Below are 24,794 nucleotides of genomic sequence, written 5' to 3'. Positions count from 1 at the left end.
GGCGCCGTTGCGGGGGCCAGCCCCCGCACCCCCGCTCCTCAAACGCCGGAGGGGCTGGATCTTGGCCGACGTCCGCCATCCACGCGCGGGCCGAGCCCGGCCATATCCAGCCCCTCCGGCGTTCACGTGCGGGCCGAGCCCGGCCATATCCAGCCCTCCGGCGTTCACGCGTGGGCCGAGCCCGGCCAAATCCAGCCCCTCCGGCGTTTGAGGAGCGGGGTCTGGGGCGGAGCCCCAGGGGGTCCGGGGCACAGCCCCGGGGAACGGGCGAAGGGCGGGTAGGGGACTTCGCCCCGCGCAGCGGGCAAGGGGGCTGCGGGGACCTTGTCCCGCGCAGCGGCCCATGCGCAGACGGGCGTCAGCTTCGCGCAGCGGTCCATCCGCAGCCGGGCCGGCCGGTGGCCGGGGAGCCGGGGCCGGAGGGTCAGGGACGGGGGCGGCGGCGGAGGAGGCGTTTCGCGGCCAGGGTGAGGGCCAGGGCCGCGACCAGGACGAGCGCGCCCTTCGTGAAGCTCCCGCCGGAGGGCGTGGCGGGAGCCCCGGGGGACGGAGCCGGAGCCGGAGCAGCCGCCCCGGAGGCGGACGCCGAGGGCTTCGCGTCCGGGGCCACCGGAACGGCGACGACCCGGCTGTTGGCTCCCTCCGCCCCGAACAGCAGCGTCGATCCGTCCGCCGAGTACGTCACGGACTCCGCCTGTCCCTGCCACGGCGCGGCCACCGCCTCCCCGTCCCCGGAAGGCCGCCCGTCCTTCCACGGGTACGTCTTCGCCCACAAGTAACCCCGCAGCGCGAGCCGCCCCCCGTCCGGGGAGAACGCCCCGTCGGTGACCCACGGGACGTCCCCGATCCGCCGGAAGGTGTTCGTACCGGAGGTGGACAGCGACTCCGGGCCCTCGTAGAGCCCGCCGGCCTTTTCGTCCTTGCTCGCGATGTACACCCGCCCCGTCACCGGGTGCACCATCAGCGCTTCCGCGTTCCGCGGTCCGTCGGCGTACTTCACGGTGAACTGCTCGGCCTTGAGGGTGGCGTCGCCGAGGGTCTTCGGTTCGGGGAAGCGGTAGATCCACACGTGGTCCCAGGAGCCGCCGAGGTTGTCGCCGATGTCGCCGACGTACAGCCGCCCGTCCGGGCCCAGTGAGATCCCCTCGATGTCCCGGGGCTTGCCGATGCCGGTCAGGGTGATCCGTGCGACGGTCTTGCCGGTCGCGGAGTCCACGGCGTACACGTAGGGGCCGTCGTCGCTGTCGTTGTGCGTCCAGTAGACGCCGGGGTGGATCCGGCTGGCCGCGAGCCCGCTCGACTCCTTGATCCGCGGGTCGGTGATCGTGAACCCGGAGGCGGGCCCGGACGCGGGCCCGGAGGCGGCCGCGGCCGAGGGCAGCAGGGCGAGAACACCGGCCGCGGCGGCGGCGGTCAGGGGCAGCAGGTGCGGGCGCATCCCCCTACCCTGCCAGCCCGCCCCGCGTGTCCGGCATCACAGGGGCCGCGGCCCGGTGATCCGCGAAGATGACCGGATGCGTTTCATGTTCGTCGGGGATTCCATGACCATCGGACGCGCCGGCGACTACACCTGGCGCTACCGCATGTGGCAGCACCTCGACACCACCTTCGGCGGCCCGTACGAGATCGTCGGCCCCCGCAGCGGTCTCTACGACGCCCGCACGGACGGCCCGACGAGCGACTCGTACGCCGATCCGTCCTTCCCCGCCGGGGCGCGCCGCCACCTGGCCGGCTGGGGCGAGGGCTGGCAGCACATGGCCCCGCTCGTCGGCCCGGCCGCCGGCGCCGCCGGGGCCGACGTGCTGCTGGTCTCCCTCGGCCTGATCGACCTGGGCTTCTACACCGCCGCCGAGGGCACCGCCGCCAACGTCCGCGCCTTCATCGCGGGGGCCCGGGCCGCCCGGCCGGGGATCCGGATGGTCCTGCTGCCCGTCATACCGAACATCAGGGCCCGGGACGACGAGCCCTTCGCGCGGCAGGTCGAGCTGTTCAACGAGCTCCTCGCCAAGGCCGTGGCCGATCTGTCGACCCCCGCCTCGCCGATCCTGCTGGCCGCGCGCCCGCAGGCGTACGAGATCGACCGGGACACCTACGACGGCACGCACCCCAACGCCTCCGGCGAGCACCGCCTCGCGGGGGAGTTCGCGGCGGTCCTCCACCAGGCCTGGGACCTGGGCGGCCCGTACCGCCCGCGCCGGGACACGTAACACGCCCGCCACGGGCGGGTCTTGCTTCGAGTGCACTCCAGGCAGTTGGCTAGTGGCCCATGGAGTACACGCAGCTCGGACGCACCGGTCTCAAGGTCAGCCGACTTGTCCTCGGCACCATGAACTTCGGCCCCCAGACGGGAGAGCCGGAGAGCCACGCCCTCATGGACACGGCGCTCGACGCCGGCATCAACTACTTCGACACGGCCAACGTGTACGGGTGGGGCGAGAACAAGGGCCGTACCGAGGAGATCATCGGTACCTGGTTCGGCCAGGGCGGCGGCCGTCGGGAGAAGACGGTCCTCGCCACCAAGGTCTACGGGAGCATGGCCGCGGAGGGCGACCCGTGGCCCAACTACGACCGCCTGTCGGCGCTGAACATCCGGCGGGCCGTCGACGCCAGCCTCAAGCGCCTGAACACCGACTACATCGACATCTACCAGTTCCATCACGTGGACCGGCTGACTCCCTTCGAGGAGATCTGGCAGGCCGTCGAGGTCCTGATCCAGCAGGGCAAGATCCTGTACGCGGGCTCCTCGAACTTCCCCGGCTGGAAGATCGCCCAGGCCAACGAGGCCGCGGCGCGCTCGGGGCGGCTCGGTCTGGTCAGCGAGCAGTGCCTCTACAACCTCGCCGAGCGGCGGGCGGAGCTGGAGATCATCCCGGCGGCCGAGGCGTACGGGCTCGGGGTCATCCCGTGGTCCCCGCTGCACGGCGGGCTGCTGGGCGGGGCCATCCGCAAGGCGTCGGAGTCCGGGCGCACGGCGACCGGCCGCTCGGCGGACGCGCTGGCGAACAGTTCCGTACGGGCGCAGGTGCAGGCGTACGAGGACCTGCTGGACAAGCACGGACTGGAGCCCGGCGAGGTCGCCCTGGCCTGGCTGCTGACGCGTCCCGGGGTCACCGGCCCGATCGTGGGGCCGCGTACGCCGGAGCAGCTCGCGTCCGCGCTGCGGGCGGTGGAGCTGGAGCTGTCGCCGGAGGTGCTGGCGGGACTGGACGAGGTCTTCCCGGGTCCGGGTCCGGCCCCGGAGGCGTTCGCCTGGTAGGCGCCGGGCGGGGGTGGCGGGTGGCGGGCCGGGGCTACTGGCCTACGACCGCGGCCACCGCCACCACGACGAACATCAGTACGAGCACACCGGCCATGACGCGGTTTCTGGTCTTGGGATCCACCCGTCGAGCCTAACGCGACCGGGCCCGCCCTTCCGACGGAGGGGCGGGCTCTCCCAGTTCCCAGGAGCCGACGACCTCGTAGCGGGGCTGCTCGCCGGGGACGCCGGAGACGGGCAGGTTGCTGCGGACCAGGCTGAGCTCGCCGACCTGCCAGGCGCTGCCCTCGAAGGGGGCCAGGGCCGCGCAGTAGGGGCGGACGTCGTCGCCCTCGTCGCGGAGCCGGCCGAGGGTGAGGTGCGGGGTGTAGCGGTGGTGCTGGTCCATGGGCACCCCGGAACGCCGCGCGGCGGCGTCGGCCCGCTCGGCGAGCATGCGCAGGGCGTCGAGGTCCCCGGCGGCGCCGGCCCACAGGGTGCGGTGGCCGAAGTGGCCGGAGCCGTGGATCCGGAGCGGGAAGGGTGCGGTGTGCGCGGCGGCGCGGGCCAGACGGGTGTGGAGTTCGGGGAGGACCTCGTCGCGGACCTCGCCCATGAAGGCGAGGGTGAAGTGCCGGCCGGCTTCCGCGGTCCAGCGCAGCCGGTCGTCCTCGAGGCCGCGTACGGCCCCGGCCAGTTCCGAGAGGGCCGCCTCGGGCGGGATGACGGCTGCGAACAGTCTCATGGTGCCGAGCCTAGCCAGGTGGCAGCCGTGCGGCGCCGTTGCCGGGGACCAGTCCCCGGACCCCTGCTCCTCGAACGCCGGAGGGGCTGGATTGTGCCGGCGCCGGCCTGCACGTGAACTCCGGCGGGGCTGGATCTTCCAGCCCCGCCGGGGCTCAGGCCGCCGTGACCAGCTGGCGACGTTCCGACGGGACGAACGTCACGCCGTGGCGGCTCACGCTGAGGCGGAGGTTGCCGATGCGGGAGAGGACCAGGCCGATGGCGAGCGCGGCGGCCAGGGAGACCGCTCCGCCCGCGGCCATGCCGATCCGTGCGCCGTAGGTGTCCGTGACCCAGCCGACCAGCGGGGCACCGATCGGGGTGCCGCCGGTGAAGACCATCATGAACAGGGCCATCACCCGGCCCCGCATCTCGGGGTCGGTGGCCATCTGGACGCTCGAGTTGGCGGTGACGTTCACCGTCAGTCCGAAGACGCCGATGGGCACGAGCAGCGCCGCGAACAGCCAGAAGCTCGGTGCGAAGGCCGTCACCAGCAGGAGGACGGAGAAGAGCACCGCCGCCGCGACCAGCAGCCGCAGGCGGGAGAGGCCCCGGCGGGCCGCCAGCAGGGCGCCCGCCAGGGAGCCCGCCGCGATCAGGGTGTTGAAGAGTCCGTAGGTGCCCGCGTCGCCGTGGAAGACCTTGCTGACGAAGGCGGACAGCCAGATCGGGAAGTTGAAGCCGAAGGTGCCGATGAATCCGACGAGCACGATCGGCCAGATCAGCTCGGGCCGCCCGGCGACGTACCGCAGGCCTTCCCGGAGCTGGCCCTTGGCGCGGGGCTGGACCTCGACCTGGTGCAGTTCACGGGTCCGCATCAGCAGCAGGGCCGCGATCGGGGCCGCGAAGGACAGGCCGTTGAGCAGGAAGGCCCATCCGGAGCCGACGGCGGTGATGAGGACACCGGCGATGGCCGGGCCGACCAGCCGTGCGGACTGGAAGTTGGCGGAGTTCAGGCTGACCGCGTTGGCGACCTGGTCCTTGCCGACCATCTCGGAGACGAAGGTCTGGCGGGCCGGGTTGTCCACGACGGTGACCAGGCCGAGGAGGAAGGCGGCGAGGTAGACGTGCCAGACGTTGACGTGGCCGGCGAGGGTCAGGACACCGAGGGCGAGGCCGGTGAGGCCCATCGCCGCCTGGGTGAAGAGCAGCAGCGGCCGCTTGGGGAGCCGGTCGGCGAGGACGCCGCCGTAGAGCCCGAACAGCATCATCGGCAGGAACTGCAGCGCGATGGTGATGCCGACCGCGGAGGCGGATCCGGTGAGCGACAGGACCAGCCAGTCCTGGGCGATGCGCTGCATCCAGGTGCCGGTGTTCGAGACGGCCTGGCCCGTGGCGAAGAGCCGGTAGTTGCGGATCTTCAGCGAGCCGAACATCGAGGTCTTCGTGTTCTCTGTGGTGCCCGGCGCGCGCGTAGTGGTGGATGTGTGGCCGGGGGCGGAGTCTGCTCCGGGTCCCGTACTCAAAAGGTTCGCCTCCTGGCGTCGTTCCTATAGGTGCGCGAGCTTGTCCAGGACGGGCGCGGCCTCGCGGAGCTTGGCCCATTCGTCCTCGGTCAGCCCGGCCACGAGCCCGGCGAGGAAGGCGTTGCGCTTGCGACGGCTCTCTTCGAGCATCGCTTCGGCCTCCTCCGTCTGGCGGACCACCTTCTGGCGGCGGTCGTCGGGGTGCGGTTCCAGCGTGACCAGTCCCTTGGCTTCCAGCAACGCGACGATGCGCGTCATGGACGGCGGCTGCACGTGCTCGCGCCGGGCCAGCTCACCGGGGGTGGCGTGGCCGCAGCGGGCGAGGGTGCCGAGCACCGACATCTCGGTCGGGCTCAGCGATTCGTCGACGCGCTGGTGCTTGAGGCGCCGGCCCAGCCGCATGACGGCGGAGCGGAGGTCGTTCACGGCGGCTGCGTCGTCACCATGGGAAAGGTCATGCATGTATTTAGAGTAACTCATTACTCTGCCTAAGGAACACCACTTAACTGGTGTCACTCGTACGGGTGAGTCGGCTCCGGAAAGTGACACGCGTCCATGCCCTGTGCCCCGACCCTTTCGGCATGGGGACACATGTGCTGAGCATGCGCATAGACGGGGAGCTCCTCGACAGGCTCCGGACTCATGCCGCCAAACGCGGAATGAGCGTCCAGGACTATGTGGTCCGGACGCTCATTCGCGACGATTTCGACGAGCGCTTCAAGGCGGCCGTCGACGAGACGGAGAAGTTCTACGGCCTCACGTGAGGCCGCCCTGTGCGGGGCCGCCCTGCGCGGGACTGCTTTACGCGACGCCGCCTTACGTGAGGCCCAGGGCCGGCATCGCGTAGTAGAAGACGAAGACCGCGGACACGACGTACATGGCCACCGGGACCTCGCGGCCCCGGCCGGTCGCCAGCCGCAGTACGGAGAAGGCCACGAAGCCGATGCCGATGCCGTTGGTGATCGAGTACGTGAACGGCATCATCACCATGGCCAGGAAGGCCGGGACGGCGATGGTGAAGTCGTTCCAGTCGATGTCCCTGACCGAGCCGGCCATGATCAGGAAGCCGACCGCGATCAGAGCGGGCGTGGCCGCCTGCGAGGGGACCATCGTGGCGAGCGGCGTGAGGAACAGGGACACCGTGAACAGGCCGCCCGTCACGATGTTCGCCAGGCCCGTCCTGGCCCCCTCGCCGACGCCCGCCGTGGACTCCACGAAGCAGGTGGTGGCCGAGGAGGAGGAGGCGCCGCCCGCGGCGACGGCCAGGCCGTCGACGAACAGCACCCGGTTGATGCCGGGGAAGGAGCCGTCCGGCTTCGTCAGCTTCGCCTCGTCGCCGACGCCGAGGATGGTGCCCATGGCGTCGAAGAAGCAGGACAGCAGCACGGTGAAGACGAACAGGATGCCGGTCAGCATCCCGACCTTGCCGAAGCCGCCGAACAGGCTGACCTGACCGATGAGCCCGAAGTCGGGCGCGGCCACCGGGTTGCCCGGCCACTGCGGGACGGTCAGGCCCCAGGCGGCGTCCGGGAGCTTGGTGACCAGCTGGATCACCAGGGCGGCGACGGTCATGGCCACGATGGAGATCAGGATCGCGCCGGGGGTCTTGCGGATGATCAGCGTCAGCGTCAGCAGGACGCCGACCACGAAGATCAGTACGGGCCAGCCGTGCAGGTGGCCGTTGCTGCCGAGCTGGATCGGGACCGTGGTGTGCGCGAGGTCGGGCATGCGGGTGACGAAGCCCGAGTCGACCAGGCCGATCAGCAGGATGAACAGGCCGATGCCGATCGCGATGCCCTTGCGCAGGCCGAGCGGGACGGCGTTCATGACCCGCTCGCGCAGGCCGGTGGCGACCAGCAGCATCACGACGAAGCCGGCCAGGACCACCATGCCCATGGCGTCGGGCCAGCTCATGCGCGGGGCGAGCTGGAGGGCGACGACGGTGTTGACGCCGAGCCCGGCGGCGAGCGCGATCGGGACGTTGCCGATCACGCCCATCAGCAGGGTGGTGAAGGCCGCGGTCAGCACGGTGGCGGTGACCAGCTGGCCGCCGTCGAGCTGGTGCCCGTACATGTCCTTCGCGCTGCCCAGGATGATCGGGTTCAGCACGATGATGTAGGCCATCGCGAAGAAGGTGGCGAAGCCGCCGCGGACCTCGCGGCCGATGGTCGAGCCGCGCTCGGAGATCTTGAAGTAGCGGTCCACAGGGGCCGTCGTGCTCATGGGGGTCCTGGTCCTCAGTGGTGGTTTCATACGACGAAAACGGGCCAAGCCCAAACCGTTTCAGTATGAACACATGAACGAGAGGGCGTCTATCTCCGCGCGTAGACCCTCCGCCGACCGGCCTAGACTGGTCTCCATGGCGAAATGGACTGCGACGCACGAGGCCCCCGAGCCCCTTGAGGGTCCGATCGTCGGCACCGTGACCGGTGGCACGATCATCTGGTTCGCCCTCTTCCTCTTCCAGCTCCCCTTCTACGGGTGGTTCGCGGACCGGGGCATGCTGTGGTGGGTCTGGACCTGCGCCGTCGGCGGGGTCCTCGGCCTGATCGGCCTCTGGTACGTCCGCGGCCGCGATGCGGCGCTGAAGCGGCACGCGGCCGAGCTGGCCGCCCGGAACGAGGACACCCCGGCGGGCGGCCCCGCTCCCCAGGCGGGCTAGCCCGCCTTCCGGCTCGGGCGGTGCGTGAGGGGCTACCCGAGGAGGATCCGGCTCATCCAGAAGTCGGATCTTCGGACTTTTCGGCGGGTGCGGGAGTGAAACGCCCTTTACCGTCGGAACCATGACGGAGCGGGCGCAGATCGAATCAGAGGGACCGGAGCGGGGCGGCGGCGGCAGCGCCGCTCCCGTCGGGACCGCCATCGACGCGGGGGCAGAGCTCGATCCCGTCCACCCGATGCAGCCACCCGCGCCGCGGTTCAAGCCGGCCGGGCTGACCACCGCCGAAGTCGCCGAGCGCGTCGCCCGCGGGGCCGTCAACGACGTCCCCGTCCGCAGCAGCCGCTCCACGTCCGAGATCGTCCGCGCCAACGTCTTCACCCGCTTCAACGCCATCATCGGCGTCCTCTGGGTGATCATGTTCTTCGTCGCGCCGATCCAGGACAGCCTCTTCGGCTTCGTGATCATCGCGAACACCGGCATCGGCATCATCCAGGAGATGCGCGCCAAGAAGACCCTCGACGGCCTCGCCGTCATCGGCGAGGCCAAACCCAGCGTGCGCCGCGACGGCCGCACCGCCGAGATCTCCACCTCCGCGATCGTCCTCGACGAGGTCATCGAGCTCGGACCCGGCGACAAGGTCGTCGTCGACGGGCTCGTCGGCGAGGCCGACGGCCTGGAGATCGACGAATCCCTCCTCACCGGCGAGGCCGACCCCGTCCTGAAGAAGCCCGGCGACCCGGTCATGTCCGGCTCGTTCGTCGTCGCCGGCGGCGGCGCCTTCACCGCCACCAAGGTCGGCCGCGAGGCCTACGCCGCCCAGCTCGCCGAAGAGGCGTCCCGCTTCACGCTCGTCCACTCCGAGCTGCGCTCCGGCATCTCCACCATCCTGAAGTACGTCACCTGGATGATGATCCCGACCTCCATCGGCCTGATCATCAGCCAGCTGATCGTCAAGGACAACAACCTCAAGGACGCCATCGCCCGCACCGTCGGCGGCATCGTCCCGATGATCCCCGAGGGCCTCGTCCTCCTCACCTCCGTCGCCTTCGCCATCGGCGTCATCCGGCTCGGCCGCAAGCAGTGCCTGGTGCAGGAGCTGCCCGCCATCGAGGGGCTCGCCCGCGTCGACGTGGTCTGCCTCGACAAGACCGGCACCCTCACCGAGGGCGGCATGGACGTCACCGAGTGCCGTCCGCTCGGCGGCGCGGACACCGCGTACGTCAAGAAGGTCCTCGGCGCGCTCGGCGAGAGCGACCCGCGCCCCAACGCCAGCCTCCAGGCGATCATCGAGGCCTACCCCGACAGCGCCGAGTGGCGCTGCACCGAATCGCTGCCCTTCTCCTCCGCCCGCAAGTACAGCGGCGCCAGCTTCAGCGAGGGCGACGGGGAGAACAACACCTGGCTGCTCGGCGCCCCCGACGTGCTGCTCCCGGCCGGGGACCCGGCCCTGGAGGAGATCAACGAGCTCAACGAGCAGGGCCTGCGGGTCCTCCTGCTGGGCCGGGCCGCCCGCGAACTCGACGACCCGGCCGTGGCCACCGGGGTCAGGCCGACCGCCCTCGTCGTCCTGGAACAGCGGCTGCGCCCCGATGCGGCCGACACCCTGCGCTACTTCGAGGACCAGGACGTCAAGGCCAAGGTCATCTCCGGGGACAACGCCGTCTCGGTCGGCGCGGTCGCCGGCAAGCTGGGGCTGCCCGGCGCCGAGAACACCGTCGACGCGCGCAGCCTCCCCACCGACCGGGCGGAGATGGCCGAGGTCCTCGACCAGAACGCCGTCTTCGGGCGGGTCACCCCGCAGCAGAAGCGCGACATGGTCGCCGCCCTCCAGTCCCGCGGCCACACGGTCGCGATGACCGGCGACGGGGTCAACGACGTGCTCGCGCTCAAGGACGCGGACATCGGCGTCTCGATGGGCTCCGGCTCGGAGGCCACCCGGGCCGTGGCGCAGATCGTCCTGCTCAACAACAGCTTCTCCACCCTGCCTTCGGTGGTCGCCGAGGGCCGCCGGGTCATCGGCAACATCACCCGCGTCGCCACCCTCTTCCTCACCAAGACGGTCTACTCGGTGCTGCTGGCCGTCCTGGTGGTCTGCTCCCAGGTCGAGTACCCGTTCCTGCCGCGCCACCTGACGCTGCTGTCCACGCTGACCATCGGCATCCCGGCCTTCTTCCTGGCGCTGGCGCCGAACAAGGAGCGGGCCAAGCCGCACTTCGTGAAACGCGTGATGCGGTACGCGATCCCCGGCGGGGTCATCGCCGCCGTCGCCTGCTTCGTGACGTACGTGCTCGCCCGCCACCACTACTCCGGCCCCGACGCCCTCAAGGCCGAGACCAGCGCCGCGACGCTCGCGCTGTTCCTGACCTCGATGTGGGTGCTGGCGATCATCGCCCGCCCCTACACCTGGTGGCGGGTCGGCCTGGTCGGCGCGATGGGCGGGGCCTTCCTGATCGTGCTCGTCGTGCCCTGGCTCCAGGAGTTCTTCCAGCTCAAGCTGGAGGGAGCCGTGATGCCGTGGACCGCCGTGGGCATCGCCGCGGCGGCGTCCGTCCTGATCGAGTTCACCTTCCGGTGGGTGGACCGCCGGTTCCCGGCGTAGCGGTTTGCCCCTTACGGGTGATGACAGCGCCCGCGAGCCGTGGCCATACTCGACTTATGGCAACTAAGAAGGTCACGATCACCTTGCCTGACGAGGTGCTGGAATACATCAAGGCTTCGGTGGACGAGCGCGGCGTTTCCGCGTACGTGACCGCCGCTGTGGAGCACAAGGTGGCCATGGACAAGCTGCGCGGGCTGTCGGACCTCTTGGACGAGGAGTACGGCCCGCTCACCGATGAGGAGCTCCGCGCCGCGGATGCTCGTCTGGATGCCATGGACGCCTGGCACGCGGGGAGGGACGAAGGCGGACGCGAGGGCGTGGTGGACCCGCTCGAGAGGAAGGCGGCCGCATGACGCCGCGCACCGCGCCGGGCCCGATGGTGCAGCCACGGATCCTCGTACTCGACTCCGAAGCGCTGTCCAAGGCCGCCCGAGGTGATCGCGAGGTACGGGGCATGATCAGGCGAGCGCCCAACCGCGAGATGCGCGTGGTCACCTCGTCACTCACGACGCTGGAGGCGTGGGACCCCCGGGTCGGTGTCCGTCAGCAGGCGTGGGATTGGTTCCTGTCGAGCATCGACATCGTGCACACCGATGACGAGATCATTGCGACGGCCCGCTCCCTCCTGAGGGAGGCGGGGCTGCACGGTCACAAGTACGCGATCGATGCGGTGCTCGCGTCGATCGCCGTCACCGCATCGCGGCGGGGCGACCTGGTCAATGTCCTCACCTCCGATCTGGACGACATGAAGCGTCTGCTCGGCGCCCACCGCATCCGGATCGAATCCGTCTAGCCGGTGTCGTGCTGGGCGTCGCCACCTGGTGGGCTCGGCCGCTTCAGGCAACCAGCGCGTGCTCCGTACGGACCGTGATCCGGCCGCGCAGGCCCAGGGTCGCCGCCGAGGCGAGCAGGCCGGCGACGAGGGCGCCCCACCACAGGGCGGCCGCCCCGACCCCGGCGTAGAGGGCCACGCCCGCCGTGAGGGCGGAGAAGCGGGCCACGCCCCAGGTCCAGCTGAAGGCACCCTGGTAGCGGCCCCGGGCGTCGGCGGGGGCCAGGTCGGCCACCACCGAGGCCGCGATTCCGGCGACCGCCACCTCACCGAGCGACCAGACGACCACCGAGACCACGTACCCGGTGACGGAGTCCGCGAGCCCCGTCAGCGCCACCCCGCCGGCGATCAGGGCGCCGCCCGCAGCCTGCACCGGCAGCTGCGGCAGTCCGGACAGGCGGGCCGACGCGTACGGCTGCAGGGCCACCACCAGGACGGCGTTGACCGCCGCCAGGGCCCCGTACACGGCCGGCGAGAGCCCGCTGTCACGGACGGCCAGCGGCAGCGCCACCTCGGTCAGCGAGTACACGAACAGCTGGATCCCGAGCAGGGGGAGCAGCAGGAGCAGCAGCCGGTCGCGCAGGACCACCCCGTAGCCCAGTCCCGAGGCCTTGGCCGGTGCGGTGCGGGCCGGTTCGCGCAGCCGGGTCGCGACCACGGCGGCGTAGACGAGGGCCGTACCGGCGTCGACGGCGAAGAGCAGCCAGTACCCGTGCGCGGCGAGGAACCCGCCGAGGACCCCGGCGACGGCCGTGCCGATGTTCACGCCCCACCCGAACAGGGCGTACGCGCGCTGCCGCCAGCCGGTGTCCACGGAGTCGGCCAGCAGGGCGTAGGCGGCGGGCCCGACGGTGGCTCCGGCGGTGCTGAGCAGCAGTGCGGAGGCGGCCATCGTCCAGATGCCCGGGGCCAGGAACAGGGCGCCCTGGGCGACGGCGGAGCCGATGAGCCCGATCAGCATGGTGGGGCGGCGGCCGATCCGGTCGGCGAGCAGTCCGCCGACGGCCGGGCCGAGCAGGTTGCCGGCGCCCAGTGCGCCGAGCACGAAGGAGATGTCGGAGCCGGTGATGCCGCGGTCGGCGAGGAGGAAGACCAGGAAGGGGGTGACGAGGTAGCCGAGCCGGTTGACGACCGTACCGGCGAAGAGGGTCCAGACGAGGGGCGGAAGACCGCGGAAGGAGGAGGGCATGACAAGAGCGTGGGCTCGGACGGCCGCGGTTCCCATTGATTAAGGTGGGGCCGAATCCAAGGGGCGCCGACGGGGGTACGCAGGGCCATGGAATACGAACTGAACTTCTCCGCAGCCGATTTGGCGCAGACCCGCTTCGCGGTCTCCCCGATGTGGGAGGTCGTCACCAGCTTCCGGCTGCTGCACGCGGAGGCCGACCCGCCGCTGCACCGCCGCTGGGCGGCGCAGGTGCGGCCCCGGCTGGGGAGCGCGGGCCTGGACCGGGGCTGGCTCGCCGCCCTGATCCCCGGGGGCGGCTACCTCGCGGACTTCCTCAACCCGACCCCCTCCGGCCCCTTCCCGGAACTGGAGGCCGAGCTGGCGGCCATCCGCGCCAGCAGCCCGGAGAACGTACGCACCGACCTGGACACGATCACGGCCAAGCACCGCCCCGCGGACCGCCAGGCAGCCCGACTGAGGCTGCTGTACGAGGACCCCGGGACCGTCATGGAGAAGGTCGCCGACGAGATCCAGACCTACTGGGAGCTCGCGCTCGCGCCCTACTGGCCCCGGATCCACCAGCTCCTCGAAGCCGACGTCTTCCACCGGGCCCGGCAGGTCGCCGAGCACGGCTCCGCGCACGTCCTCAACGAGCTCCACTCCACCGTCAGCTGGGACGCGGGCACCCTGCGCATGGTCCGCACGCACTGCGCGCTGACCCGCGACAAGATCGGCCCCGGGCTGCTGCTCGTCCCCTCCGCCTTCGCCTGGCCCCGGGTCCTGACCCGCTCGGTGATCCCCGAACCGCTCCAACTGGCCTATCCGGCACGCGGTATCGGCACCCTGTGGGAGCCGCGCGCCACCAAGGCCACCGACGCGGTGGCCGCCGTACTGGGCCGCTCCCGGACCCTGCTCCTCGCCGAGCTGGACACCCCGGCCTCCACCACCCAACTGGCCCGCCACAGCGGCCTGTCCACCGCCGCGGTCTCCCAGCACCTCACGGCCCTGCGCGACGCGGGCCTGGTCACCGGCCACCGCGCCGGCCGCTCGGTCCTGTACGCCCGCACGGCCATCGCGGACGCGCTGCTGACGCCGGTGGCGTGAGCGGGGCCGCCGGGGATCCGCTCGGGGTGCTACGGGGTGACGAGGACCTCGTCCTCGCGGCTGTACGGGGAGTTGAAGTGCGTGGTGTCGGGTGTGTCCGCCACGAAGCGGGCCTTCCAGATTCCGCTCTCCCTGGCGGTGAAGGTCCGGCTGAAGGCGCCGCCGGCGGTGCTCTTCGAGGAGCCCATGGACTTCCAGTAGGTGGCCCCGGTCGCACGGAACCAGTACTGGACGAGCCCGCCGGTGTAGGGCTTCCAGGTCGGGACCGCCTGGGTGAGCTTGCCGCTGACCGTGATGGGCTTGCCCTTCTTCACCGGCTCGGGAGCGGCGTTGAAGTCGGTGATGGCCGTCTCGGTCCGCCGGGGGATCGCGAGGGCGGCCGGTTCGGGGGCGTGGATGTCCGGGGAGCCCGCGTACCGCAGCCGGACGAAGCCGGTGCCCGGGTTGGAGAACGTCGTCTCCGCCGCGTCCGCGCCGTCGGACCCCGGCCTCGTGGTGACGCCAAGGTCCGTGCGCGTGGTCCAGCCGGTCTTGCCGTCGGCGGAGGTCTGGACGTCCATCCTCAGCCGTGTGACCCCGGCCGGGAGCTCACCCCAGGTGAACCAGGACCTGACCGTCAGCTTCCGCGCGCTGTCGATCTCGGCGCTGAGGTGCGACGTGGTGAAGCCGGGCGTGGTGTCCACCGACAGGGTCGCCGGTTCGGCGTCCAGCCAGGGCGTCAGGCTCTCGGCCTCCCACACGAAGTCCCCGGCGAACCGGCCGAGCGCGGTGAACCGGCCGGCACCGTCCGTCGTGCCCGTGCCCCCGTGGAAGCCCAGGCCGACCGCGGCTCCGGCGGGCACCGGCTTCCACGTGCCGTCGGGGGCCTTCCAGGTGACGGTGCCGCTGACCTTGGACTCCGTTCCGAAGGCGCCCGTCAGCTTCGGGGAGTCCAGTGCGATGTGCGCCGCCACGGGCGTCACCGGGACGCCGAGGAGCGCGTCCTTCGTGATGCCCGGCAGCGCGGCGGTGAAGCGGACGTCCGTCGTGGCACTGCCCGGCTCCTCGCTGCCCGCGGCGCCGGAGACCGTGAGCCCGGACTGGAAGTGCCCCTTGGCGTCCGCCGTCAGGGGGGTGGTGACGGTCCCCGTCGTGGCCGTGAACGCGCCGGTGAACGGCTTGGCCGTACCGGTGCGGGGGTCATAGGCCTTGATGTCGCCCGAGACCACGGTGTCCCGGGACGTGAAGGACACCCCGTTCGCGGCCTTCAGGTTCTCGAAGTACGGCCGGACGCGGTAGTTCAGGGTGGCCCGGTCCTTGTGCAGGACGGTCTCGCCCATGGTGCCGGTGTACTGCACGTCGACGCTGTACTCGCCGAGCTCCGGGAGCCTCGGCACCTCGGCCTTGAGGGGGTGCGGCAGGACGTCCCCGCAGGACGGCTCGCAGATGTCCTCGTCCTTGATGTGGGGGGTGAAGGAGGTGAGCGTGGCGACCGGCGCGCTGCCGCCCTTCCTGCGCAGGATCACCTTCAGGCCCTTGGGCCGCTCCAGCGTGTCGAAGAACACGACGACCCGCTCGTCGCCCGCACTCGTGCTGAACCCCTTCGCGTAGGGGTCGGCGGCTTGGGCGGCCGTGGGTACGGCGAGCACGGCCGCCATGGCCGTCATCGTGCAGAGTGCGGCGCTGATGCGCTTGTTCATGTATCCCCCCGGGAATTCCTTCGACGAACACCCAAGGGGACCTCCCACGCCATCCGATGGTTGTACGGGCGGACGCACGGACCGGGCCGAAAGGGGACGGGCTAGTCGAACCAGCGGTCCCGGGCCAGCTCCGCCGTCCGCGACGGGTCCTCCAGGAGGGCCGCGACCTCGAAGCGGCGCGGCCACTGGCCGGCCGCCCAGGCGAGGGCCGCCGCGACGCCCTCCAGGGTGGAGGCGTGCAGGGTGCCGTCCGGGGTGCGGCGCCAGTCGAGTTCGGTGCCGCCCGCCTGGAGTTCCTCGTGCTCCACGTAGCTCTTCGGGGTGGCCGGGCCCAGGAGCTGGTGCACGGACTCGGGGACCTCGTGCTCCTCGCCCTCGGTGGTCACCTCCGCCGGGACCGTCTCCGAGAGGCGCCGGACCTGGAAGAGCTCCGCCAGGTCGGCGGCCCGGGACGGGGCGACGGGGAGGAGCGGGAGGCCCGCCGTCAGCGGGAGTAGGTCCGGGGCGTCCGCGATCAGCGCCTCGGCGGCGTCCACCACGACGACCTCGCCGTCCACGACCGCGCGCAGCTCGTCGGGCAGGGTGACCTGTTCGGGGTCGAGGTCCGCCAACGCCCCGTACAGGGCGTGCAGTTGGCGTCCGCCGATGTCCCGGTCCGGGTCGGCGAGGCGGCCGAGCAGCTCGGCGGCGCCGCCCGGCTCCTCCAGCAGGGCGGGCACGGAGGTGCGTACGCCCAGGGCCCGCAGGACCTGCTCGTCCTCGAAGCCGGTGGCGTCCGCCGGGGTGTAGAGCCCCGCCAGCAGCGGGTCGCCGCCCGCCGAGCGCAGCCCGGCCGGACGGCGGCCGTCCAGCACCGGGTGGTCGCGCAGCCACCAAGCGGTGTACGAGCGCACGGACCGGGTGGTGCCGTCCGGGAGCAGGACCCGCACGGGCTGGGTCAGGGCGTCCCGGAAGGGCGGCTGGGCCAGCATGGCCAGGGCCTGGGGCCAGCAGTCGTCGTCGACCAGGTCGAGGTCCCGTACGGCGACCAGCTCGGTGGCGACCGGCGGCACGGGGGTGTCGGGCAGCTGGTCGAGGAGGTCCTCGCACCACACGTCGACGGCGTCGAGCAGGCCGGCGTCGTCGGGCTCGGCGAAGTCCCCGTCGCGGGGCTCCAGTTCGTCGGGGTCCAGGACCACGTCGGTGGCGCGGACCAGCTGGAAGGTGGCGAGGACGCCCACGGCGGTGAGGGTCCGCTCGTCCCAGCGCTCCACCAACTCGGCGTCCAGGTAGGGGATCTCGTCCTCGCGGACCACGGAGGCCAGCGGGGAGCCGGGCAGCAGCAGTTCGCCGGCCGGGGTCGGCTCGCCGTCCTCGTCGGGCAGGGCGAGGGCGCCCAGCCACGGTTCGTCACCGGGGGAGAGCTCGGCGCCCTGGACCAGGCCGAGGACGATGTCGGCGAGCTCCTCGGGGTCGAGGGCGTCCTCGTCCCAGATCTCCCCGGAGTCCAGCGAGGCCGCGACGGCCGCCCGTACCTGCGGGGTGGTCAGGACGGCGCGCGGGCTCGCCGGGAGCGCGCCGAGCTTCTCCAGCAGCGGGTGCACCGCGTCCGGGTGGGCCACCTTGAGGCCGAGCCGGGCCAGGCTCTGCGGACTCCCCGCACGCGGCGTGCCCGAGTGCGGTGCGTCCGCGCCGGGCAGCAGCAGGTGCCGGGGGCCGATCGCGGTGCGTCCGTCGGCCAGCGGCACCGGGAGGCCGGAGAGCCGGTCCGGGTCGACCCCGGCGAGGCTGTCGTAGAGCCGGTACCACCACTCGGGGGTCCGCTCGATGCCCGCGATCCGCTCGATGGCCTCGCCCAGCGGCAGCCGGCCCACGCCCAGGGTGCGCAGTTCGGGGCGCCGCTCCAGCCCGGCCGGGAGCAGGGTCGGCAGCACCTCCGCGAGGACCCGTACGGTGTCGGCGCCCGCGCCCTCCACCACCTCGGCCTCGAAGGGGCGTAGGGCGGCCCGCTCCTCGGGTTCCCCCTCGGCCGGCGCCTCGGCCGGGGCGGCCGGGGCGAGGAAGGCGGTACGGGGCAGGCGCGCGATGACGGCGGCGCGCAGGGCCCCGTCGAGCTCGCCCTTGCCGAGCGGGCCGGGTACGAGGTCCACGAGCGCGGTGCTCACCGGCTCCCAGGAGCCGAGCAGTTCGGCGTACGCGTCGGCCGCGCGCTCCACGAGGAAGTCGGTCAGCGGCCCGGGCGCGGGGTGCCGGCGGGTGGTGTCCAGCGGCAGGGTCGCGATGAGCAGCGCGGGGATGCCGAGGGGTTCGTCGGTCGGGGTCGGCGCGTGGACCACGGGGGCGGTCGCCGGGCGCACCGGGGCGCCTTCGGCGTCGACGGGCACGGACCAGGACACCGCCCAGACGGGCCGCAGCCGTTCCTCGACGGGCCGGTCGGCGAGCAGCGCCTTCTCGATGGGGCCGGAGTGGCGCACGGTGCGCCAGCGCTTGACGTCGGAGGCGGAGTCGGCGATGACGGTGTACGGGCCTTCGGTGCGGCGGGTCAGCGTCCGCACGCCCCCGGCCGGTGTGTCGATGACGACCTCGGCGAGCCCCGGCAGGGTCAGCAGAAGGGCGTCGTCCACGGCGGCCAGCAGCCGCCCGGCCAGCTCCTCGGCGGCGGCGTCGCGCAGCGGGAGGACCACGACGGTGTCGTAGCCCTCGGGCGCGGTCCCTTCGGCGGGCAGCGGGAGGCGCAGCAGCGGGACGTGGCCGTCGCGGCGGCGCAGTTCCTCGCCGAGCCCGGAGCTGCCGACGGAGGCGCCCCGGGCGAGCTCCCGGGCCTCGGCCAGGGACCAGCGGACCCCGCCGTGCCGGCCGAGCACGGCGGGCTCGTCGGAGACGGCCAGGACCGCGGCGAAGCCGACGCCGAAGCGGCCCACGCTCCCGGAGGAGTCGTCGCGCTTGGCGGAGGCGCGCAGCGTGGACAGCGACTCCACGCCGGTGGCGTCCAGCGGGGAGCCGGTGTTGGACACGGCGAGCACCGCGTGCCCGTCGGGCCGGTCGGTGCCGGCGTGCAGGGTGAGCCGCAGCCGGCCGGGGACCCCGGCGCGGGCGGCCGCGTCGGCGGCGTTCTGCGCGAGTTCGACGACGAGCCGGTCGCGGTAGCCGCCGAGCGCCAGGTCCTCCTCGGCGTTGGCGTCCTCGCGGAAGCGGGCCGGGCCCGCTCCCCAGGCGTCGAGCACCCCGCGTCGCAGCCGGGCCGTGCCGAAGGGGTCCACGCCGTCCTGGGCCGCCGTCACTCGCACGCTCACGCTGCTGCCTCCAAGCTGTACTGCGCTCAACTGCGCTGTACGGCGTCCGGGGAACGCCGGATGCCGAGGCCCTGAAGGTATCGCGTGCGTCGAGCGCCTCCGCAAACGAACCGGCTTCAGGCAGACTGCAGGAGTCGGTATCGCACAGCTATTTGTGAGGATTGCGCATGATCACGCTCACCAAGGAAGACGGCCCCGCGGACCTGGGCGGCGTAACCCACCTGTCCATCGGCGTCTCGTGGGACCCCACCGTGGGCAGCAGCGGCGGCCTGATGGGCAAGTTCAAGCGGAAGATCGGGACCGACCTGGACCTGATCGCCATTGCGATGCAGGGCTCGGACCCGGTCCGGCTCGCGGGTCTCGACTCCCTGGACCCCATGGGCAACGGCTCGCTGCTCCACAGCGGTGACAACCAGACCGGCCACGGCGAGGGCGACGACGAGACGGTGACCGTCGAGTTCGCCCGGATACCGGGCAACGTCACGTCCATCGTCTTCGTCGCCGCCGCGTACAAGAAGGGCAGTTCCTTCCAGAGCGCCCGCAACATCAGCTTCAAGGTGTACGACGCCACGGGCGGCAGCAGCCAGCAGGTCGCCGACATCTGGCCGAGCCTGCTCGGTACGGACAACGGCTGCGCCGTGGCCAAGGCGATCCGGGACGGGGCCGGCTGGAAGCTCCAGGTCATCAACCAGACCGGGAAGATCAAGCCGGGCGACGAGCAGGCCCTGATGCGGTTCGCCGTGGCGAAGTAGCCGGCCTGCGCGCTGCGCGCCGGCGGTGCTATTCCTTGCCGACGAGGTGCGCGAAGACGACCACGTTGGAGTCCCAGTGGCGGTCTTTGGTGAGGTTGCCTCCGCAGGTGATGACGCGGAGTTCGGCTTTGCCGTGGGTGTCCCCGTAGACCTTGTCGGTGGGGAACTGGTCCTTCTTGAAGGTGTCGATCTCGTCGACGGCGAAGACGGCGGTGGAGCCGTCGTCGCGGTGGACCTCGATCTTCTCGTCCTTCTTGAGTTTCTTGAGGTTGTAGAAGACGGCCTCGGGTGCCTGGGGGGTGTCCATGTGCCCGACGACGGCGGCCGCGCCCTTCTCCCCGGGGGTCGGGCCGTCCTTGTACCAGGCTGCGTCCTTGGGCTTGGCGAAGTCGGGCTCCTGCATGGTGCCCTGGGCGTCGAGTCCGACGGTGTCGAGCGGGGCGTCGACCTTGATGTCCGGGATCACGATGCGGTCCGGGACGGAGGCGTTCAGCACGGAGGCGTTCTTGGCGGTGGCCGGGTCGTTCCTGGCCGCGCCGGTGTCACCGCCGGAGCTGCAGGACGTGATGAGGAAGGCCGTGAGGCCGGCGGCGCCCGCCAGGGCGGCCACGCGCAGGGCGCGGCCGCTCCGGCGGGGGGCGCGTTCGGGGGTGGACTGCTCAGCCATGGTTCGCGGCGTCCGAGGGGAGCCAGCCGAGCGGGGCCTGGCCGGTGTTCACGGAACCCTTGGGGGTCTTGTGGTGGCTCGGGTCGACCGGGACCGGCTTCGGCTTCGGGGTGACCGGGCCGGTGGCGTCGGTGGAGAACTTGACGGTGTCGAACTTCTTGCCGCCCGCGAAGGCGTCGACCCCGTAGTAGCCGGACTTGACGTTCTTGGCGACGACCGCGGTGCCGGTCCAGACGCCCTTGCCGTCGTTCTTCAGGTTGACCTGGCCGCCGAAGGCGTCGGACTTGATAAAGGCGCTCTTCTCGTTCGGCGCCGTCTTGATGGTGACCTGGATCTTGTCGCCGGGCTTGCCGTTGTCCTTGGACAGGCTCAGCGTGGAGGTGGTCGGCGCCGGGGCGGGCTTGCCGTCCTTGACCGTGAGCTGGGCGGTGGCCTGGATCTTCTTGCCGTCGGGGCCCGTGCCGGTGAGGGAGACGCCGTAGTTGCCGTCGGCGACCTTGGCGATCGTGGCGGTGGCGCCGCGCCCGTCGGTCATCTTGACGTCGTTCAGGGCCTTGGAGGAGATCGACAGGCCGGTCGAGCCGTCCGGGACCTCCATCGACATCTGGACGGAGTCGCCCGGCTTGCCGGAGGAGACCGACAGCTTCAGGGCGGCCGGGGCCGGCGCCGGCGTCGGGGTGGCGCTGTTGTGCGCGGCCGGGGTCGCGTCGGCGGCGAACGCGGCGGTCGGGACGGCCAGGGCCATAGACGAGGCGAGGGCGATCGCCGAGAAGGTAAGTGCCTTGCGCATGGGATTCCTCCTGAACGGGCCGGGGTTCTTTCCCGGCACACCAGACATGAGGGACATCCTGGGGTGGTTGGTTGCGCCCCTCCGAGGGTCCGGAACAGCCCCCTGCCGAAGGTCCCGCGGCATGAAACCGCAGGCGGAGGAGGGGGTGGGGATCTTCCGTTTGCGGGCTCTTTGCCCCGATTTTTGGGACCAAGGTCCCGGGGTTCCGGGCGGGCGGCGGGCCTCGGCCTTCAGGGCTCGTTCAGGACTCGTTCAGGACGGGCTCAGGGCCCCTTCAGCACGGGTCCGGACGAGGCGCAGCCCCCGGTGACGAGATGTCACCGGGGGCTGCGGAGCGTGCGGAACGGGTCGGACCCGTCGGTCAGAGGGCTTCGATCACGAAGTCCACGCAGGCGGTGAGCGCCTGCACGTCCGCCGGGTCGATCGCCGGGAACATCGCGATGCGGAGCTGGTTGCGGCCGAGCTTGCGGTAGGGCTCGGTGTCCACGATGCCGTTGGCGCGCAGCACCTTGGCGACCGCGGCCGCGTCGATGTCGTCCGAGAAGTCGATCGTGCCGATGACGGCCGAGCGCTTCGCGGCGTCCGCGACGAACGGGCTGGCGTACTTCGAGGCCTCGGCCCAGCCGTACAGGTGGGCCGCGCTGGCCGCCGTACGGCCGGTCGTGAACTCCAGACCGCCCTGGCTGTTCATCCACTCCAGCTGCTGGTCCAGCAGGAAGAGGGTGGAGAGCGCCGGGGTGTTGTACGTCTGGTTCTTCAGCGAGTTGTCGATCGCCGTCGGCAGCGAGAAGAACTCCGGGATGTGCCGGCCGGAAGCGTGCACGCGGGCCGCGCGCTCCAGGGCCGCCGGGGAGAACGCCGCCAGCCACAGACCGCCGTCGGAGGCGAAGGACTTCTGCGGGGCGAAGTAGTAGACGTCGGTCTCGGTGATGTCCACCGGCAGACCGCCGGCACCCGAGGTCGCGTCCACCAGGACGAGGGAACCCGCGTCGGCGCCCGCAACGCGCTTGATCGGCGCCGCGACACCCGTCGAGGTCTCGTTGTGGGTGTACGCGTACACGTCCACGCCCGCCTCGGCCACCGGGTCCGGGTGGGTGCCCGGGTCGGAGGAGATCACCGAGGGTGCGTCCAGCCACGGCGCGGACTTCGCGGCGCTGGCGAACTTGGAGGAGAACTCACCGAAGGTGAGGTGCTGCGACTTCCGCTCGATGAGACCGGCGGTCGCGATGTCCCAGAAGGCGGTGGAGCCGCCGTTGCCCAGGATCACCTCGTAGCCCTCGGGGAGGGAGAAGAGGTCCCGGAGGCCCTGGCGCACCGATCCGACCAGGTTCTTTACCGGAGCCTGGCGGTGGGAGGTTCCGAGCAGGGAGGTACCGGTGGCGGCGAGGGCGTCCAGCGCCTCGGTCCGCACCTTGGAGGGGCCCGCGCCGAAGCGTCCGTCGGCGGGCTTGATGTCAGCGGGAATCTGGATCTCGGCCACAAGCGGAGCGTATCCGGTCCGGGTCCACCCCTTGGAGCCGCGTCCACCCGATGAGATGACGCGCGGGTGGATGGGGGTGGGTGCCGGTGGTCTCGGGTGGATGCGAGCCGGTGGGGGCGTCGGGCGGGAGCCGGTGGGAGGCTGTCGGCGTGACCTCACCCGGTGAACTCGAACGCGCCCTGCGCGAGAACCTGCGCGGAGAGGTCGACTTCGGCGCCGCCGCCCGGGCCCTGACGACGATGGACGCCTCGAACTACCGCCGCGTCCCCGTCGGCGTCATCGCCCCGCGCGACGCCGAGGACGTGGCCGCCGCGCTCGCCGTGTGCGCCGCGGCCGGGGTCCCGGTCGTGCCGCGCGGCGGCGGCACCTCCATCGCGGGCCAGGCCACGGGGATCGGCGTGGTCCTCGACCTCACCCGCCACATGAACGCCCTCGTCTCCCTGGACCCGGCCGCCCGCACCGCCGTCGTCCAGCCCGGCCTGGTCCTCGACCGGCTGCGGGACGCGGCCCGTCCGCACGGGCTGACCTTCGGCCCGGACCCCTCCACGCACTCCCGGTGCACCCTCGGCGGCATGATCGGCAACAACGCCTGCGGGGCCCACTCGGTCGCCTGGGGCACCACCGCCGACAACGTCGCCGAGCTCGCCGTGACCGCGTACGGCGGCTCCGCGCACCGGCTCGGCACCGGCTGGCAGGGCGCGCCCGCCGGACTGCGGGAGCTGGTCGCCGAGAACCTGGCCGTCCTGCGCACCGGCATGGCCGGCGGCCCCGCCGACGGCTTCGCGCGGCGGATCTCCGGCTACGGCGGCCTGGACGCCCTGCTCCCCGAGCGGGGTACGGAGCCGGCCCGGGCGTTCTGCGGCAGCGAGGGCACGCTCGGCGTGGTCACCGAGGCGGTCGTACGGCTCGTGGAGCTGCCCGCCGCCCCGGCACTGGCCGTCCTCGGGTACGCCGACGAGAGCGCGGCCGCGCAGGCCGCAGCGGGGCTGCTGGAGTACGGGCCGCTGACCGTGGAGGGGATGGCCGCCGACCTGGTCGGCGCTGCGGCCGGCCGGCTCCCCCGGGGCGGGGCCTGGCTGTTCGTGGAGATGCCCGACGCGGGCGCCGCCCGGGCCCTGCTGCGGGCCTCCGACGCGGTGGACGGACTGCTCCTCACCGACCCGGCGGCGCAGCGGGCCCTGTGGCGGATCCGCGAGGACGCGGCGGGCACCGCGACCCGGATGCCCGACGGGAGCATGGCCTGGCCCGGCTGGGAGGACTGCGCCGTGCCGCCCGCCCGGCTCGGCGCCTACCTGCCGGAATTCCGGGCCCTGCTGGCGGAGCACGGGCTGCGCGGATCCCCGTACGGCCACTTCGGCGAGGGCTGCGTCCACGTACGGATCGACTTCGACCTGGTGACGGCCCCGGGCGTGGCCCGCTTCCGGGCCTTCTCCTCGGACCTCGCCGACCTGGTGGTCTCCCACGGCGGCTCCCTGTCCGGAGAGCACGGGGACGGACAGGCGCGGGCGGAGCTGCTGCCGCGGATGTACGGGCCCGCGGTGATCGGCCTCTTCGAGGCCTACAAGCGGGTCTGGGACCCGGCGGGCGGCATGAACCCCGGGATCCTCGTCCGCCCGGCCCGCCTCGACGAGAACCTCCGCTTCGCGGTGCTGCCGTCCTCCGTGTTCGCGGGGGAGGTCGCCCGCTGCGTCGGCGTCGCGAAATGCCGCTCGACGGAGGTCGGGGGGCCGGGGGTGATGTGCCCGTCCTACCGGGCCACCGGCGAGGAACGGCACTCCACGCGGGGGCGGGCCCGGCTGCTCCACGAGATGCTCGCCGGGGAGGTCGTCACCGGGGGCTGGCGCTCGGCGGAGGTAGCCGAGGCGCTCGATCTGTGCCTCGGCTGCAAGGGCTGCCGCAGCGACTGCCCGGTGGGGGTCGACATGGCCTCCTACAAGGCGGAGTTCCTCCACCGGCACTGGGCGGGCCGGCTCCGCCCCCTCTCCCACTACGCCCTGGGCGGCCTCCCCGGCTGGCTCCGCCTGATCGCGGCCCTCCGCCTGGCCGGCCCCCTGAACCTGGCCTCCCGCTTCCTCCGCGTCCCCGGCCTGGAACGGGCCCGCCCCTTGCCCCGGCTGGCCCGGACCCCCTTCACCCGCGGGTGGCGCGCGCTGGTCCGCTCCGCGATCCGCTCCGCGGGGCGAAGTCCCCTCCCCGCCCTTCGCCCGTTCCCCGGGCTGCGCCCGGACCCCTTCTGGGGCTCCGCCCCAGACCCCGCTCCTCAAACGCCGGAGGGGCTGGATTGTGCCGCTGCGCGGCACACCAG

21 protein-coding genes are annotated in these 24,794 nt (G+C 72.3%); 10 read left to right on the top strand and 11 right to left on the bottom strand.

What is annotated here, in order from left to right:
- Positions 1 to 424: 424 nt before the first annotated feature.
- Positions 425 to 1,438, bottom strand: a complete 1,014-nt coding sequence (locus ACIA8F_RS34060) for a WD40 repeat domain-containing protein (protein WP_399384695.1) — start codon at positions 1,436 to 1,438, stop codon at positions 425 to 427.
- Positions 1,439 to 1,514: 76 nt separating this feature from the next.
- On the opposite strand from ACIA8F_RS34060, the gene ACIA8F_RS34055 reads away from it, so the two are divergent.
- On the top strand, positions 1,515 to 2,207 hold the full coding sequence (locus tag ACIA8F_RS34055) for a GDSL-type esterase/lipase family protein (protein WP_399384694.1): 693 nt from the start codon (positions 1,515 to 1,517) through the stop codon (positions 2,205 to 2,207).
- 59 nt (positions 2,208 to 2,266) lie between these two features.
- On the top strand, positions 2,267 to 3,256 hold the full coding sequence (locus ACIA8F_RS34050) for an aldo/keto reductase (protein WP_399384693.1): 990 nt from the start codon (positions 2,267 to 2,269) through the stop codon (positions 3,254 to 3,256).
- 133 nt (positions 3,257 to 3,389) lie between these two features.
- Here the strand turns inward: ACIA8F_RS34050 and thpR are convergent, their stop codons facing one another.
- The 3 genes from thpR to ACIA8F_RS34035 form a co-directional block, all read right to left on the bottom strand.
- A complete protein-coding gene (gene thpR, locus ACIA8F_RS34045; protein ID WP_399384691.1) occupies positions 3,390 to 3,980 on the bottom strand; it encodes an RNA 2',3'-cyclic phosphodiesterase in 591 nt (196 codons plus the stop codon).
- A gap of 154 nt (positions 3,981 to 4,134) precedes the next feature.
- On the bottom strand, positions 4,135 to 5,484 hold the full coding sequence (locus ACIA8F_RS34040) for an MFS transporter (RefSeq protein WP_399384690.1): 1,350 nt from the start codon (positions 5,482 to 5,484) through the stop codon (positions 4,135 to 4,137).
- Positions 5,485 to 5,508: 24 nt separating this feature from the next.
- Positions 5,509 to 5,946 (bottom strand): MarR family winged helix-turn-helix transcriptional regulator, encoded by a 438-nt coding sequence (locus ACIA8F_RS34035; RefSeq protein WP_399384688.1) that lies wholly within the window; start codon positions 5,944 to 5,946, stop codon positions 5,509 to 5,511.
- Positions 5,947 to 6,065: 119 nt separating this feature from the next.
- Between ACIA8F_RS34035 and ACIA8F_RS34030 the strand changes: the two genes are divergently transcribed.
- On the top strand, positions 6,066 to 6,248 hold the full coding sequence (locus ACIA8F_RS34030; protein WP_030156886.1) for a hypothetical protein: 183 nt from the start codon (positions 6,066 to 6,068) through the stop codon (positions 6,246 to 6,248).
- 52 nt (positions 6,249 to 6,300) lie between these two features.
- Here the strand turns inward: ACIA8F_RS34030 and ACIA8F_RS34025 are convergent, their stop codons facing one another.
- Entirely contained in the window at positions 6,301 to 7,707 is a 1,407-nt protein-coding gene (locus tag ACIA8F_RS34025) for an NCS2 family permease (RefSeq protein WP_399384686.1), read from the bottom strand.
- Positions 7,708 to 7,843: 136 nt separating this feature from the next.
- Between ACIA8F_RS34025 and ACIA8F_RS34020 the strand changes: the two genes are divergently transcribed.
- The 4 genes from ACIA8F_RS34020 (at position 7,844) to ACIA8F_RS34005 (ending at position 11,538) form a co-directional block, all read left to right on the top strand.
- Positions 7,844 to 8,146 (top strand): DUF2530 domain-containing protein, encoded by a 303-nt coding sequence (locus tag ACIA8F_RS34020; RefSeq protein ID WP_399384684.1) that lies wholly within the window; start codon positions 7,844 to 7,846, stop codon positions 8,144 to 8,146.
- A 121-nt stretch (positions 8,147 to 8,267) separates the two neighbouring features.
- Entirely contained in the window at positions 8,268 to 10,745 is a 2,478-nt protein-coding gene (locus ACIA8F_RS34015) for a cation-translocating P-type ATPase (protein ID WP_399384682.1), read from the top strand.
- A 56-nt stretch (positions 10,746 to 10,801) separates the two neighbouring features.
- On the top strand, positions 10,802 to 11,098 hold the full coding sequence (locus ACIA8F_RS34010; RefSeq protein WP_399384681.1) for a hypothetical protein: 297 nt from the start codon (positions 10,802 to 10,804) through the stop codon (positions 11,096 to 11,098).
- Entirely contained in the window at positions 11,095 to 11,538 is a 444-nt protein-coding gene (locus ACIA8F_RS34005; RefSeq protein ID WP_399384680.1) for a hypothetical protein, read from the top strand. Before ACIA8F_RS34010 ends, ACIA8F_RS34005 begins: the two co-directional genes overlap by 4 nt.
- 43 nt (positions 11,539 to 11,581) lie before the next feature.
- Here ACIA8F_RS34005 and ACIA8F_RS34000 read toward each other — a convergent pair whose 3' ends face one another.
- Positions 11,582 to 12,766 (bottom strand): MFS transporter, encoded by a 1,185-nt coding sequence (locus ACIA8F_RS34000; RefSeq protein ID WP_399384678.1) that lies wholly within the window; start codon positions 12,764 to 12,766, stop codon positions 11,582 to 11,584.
- 87 nt (positions 12,767 to 12,853) lie between these two features.
- Here ACIA8F_RS34000 and ACIA8F_RS33995 point away from each other — a divergent pair, with 87 nt between their 5' ends.
- Positions 12,854 to 13,849 carry a DUF5937 family protein gene (locus ACIA8F_RS33995; RefSeq protein WP_399384676.1) on the top strand — a complete coding sequence of 332 codons (996 nt, stop codon included), beginning with the start codon at positions 12,854 to 12,856 and terminating at the stop codon, positions 13,847 to 13,849.
- Positions 13,850 to 13,878: 29 nt separating this feature from the next.
- On the opposite strand, the gene ACIA8F_RS33990 is transcribed toward ACIA8F_RS33995, so the two are convergent.
- The gene (locus ACIA8F_RS33990; protein WP_399384674.1) at positions 13,879 to 15,528 is read right to left on the bottom strand and encodes a hypothetical protein; all 1,650 of its coding nucleotides are present in this window, start codon (positions 15,526 to 15,528) and stop codon (positions 13,879 to 13,881) included.
- 101 nt (positions 15,529 to 15,629) lie between these two features.
- Positions 15,630 to 18,800 (bottom strand): sacsin N-terminal ATP-binding-like domain-containing protein, encoded by a 3,171-nt coding sequence (locus tag ACIA8F_RS33985; RefSeq protein WP_399384672.1) that lies wholly within the window; start codon positions 18,798 to 18,800, stop codon positions 15,630 to 15,632.
- Between the two features lie 167 nt (positions 18,801 to 18,967).
- Here ACIA8F_RS33985 and ACIA8F_RS33980 point away from each other — a divergent pair, with 167 nt between their 5' ends.
- Positions 18,968 to 19,552, top strand: a complete 585-nt coding sequence (locus tag ACIA8F_RS33980) for a TerD family protein (protein ID WP_399384670.1) — start codon at positions 18,968 to 18,970, stop codon at positions 19,550 to 19,552.
- Positions 19,553 to 19,580: 28 nt separating this feature from the next.
- Here the strand turns inward: ACIA8F_RS33980 and ACIA8F_RS33975 are convergent, their stop codons facing one another.
- From ACIA8F_RS33975 to serC, 3 genes are all read right to left on the bottom strand, one after another.
- A complete protein-coding gene (locus tag ACIA8F_RS33975; protein WP_399384668.1) occupies positions 19,581 to 20,219 on the bottom strand; it encodes a class F sortase in 639 nt (212 codons plus the stop codon).
- Positions 20,212 to 21,009 carry a hypothetical protein gene (locus ACIA8F_RS33970; RefSeq protein WP_399384666.1) on the bottom strand — a complete coding sequence of 266 codons (798 nt, stop codon included), beginning with the start codon at positions 21,007 to 21,009 and terminating at the stop codon, positions 20,212 to 20,214. Before ACIA8F_RS33970 ends, ACIA8F_RS33975 begins: the two co-directional genes overlap by 8 nt.
- A 361-nt stretch (positions 21,010 to 21,370) precedes the next feature.
- The gene (serC, locus tag ACIA8F_RS33965; RefSeq protein ID WP_399384665.1) at positions 21,371 to 22,489 is read right to left on the bottom strand and encodes a phosphoserine transaminase; all 1,119 of its coding nucleotides are present in this window, start codon (positions 22,487 to 22,489) and stop codon (positions 21,371 to 21,373) included.
- A gap of 149 nt (positions 22,490 to 22,638) precedes the next feature.
- Here serC and ACIA8F_RS33960 point away from each other — a divergent pair.
- On the top strand, positions 22,639 to 24,794 hold a 2,156-nt coding region (locus ACIA8F_RS33960), incomplete at its 3' end, for an FAD-binding and (Fe-S)-binding domain-containing protein (RefSeq protein ID WP_399384663.1).

Source organism: Streptomyces sp. NPDC051563 (genome assembly GCF_044454225.1).
In the GTDB taxonomy this organism is placed as follows: domain Bacteria; phylum Actinomycetota; class Actinomycetes; order Streptomycetales; family Streptomycetaceae; genus Streptomyces.
The sequence above is the reverse complement of the archived record's forward strand: the minus strand, read 5'-3'. Positions and strand labels throughout refer to the sequence as shown.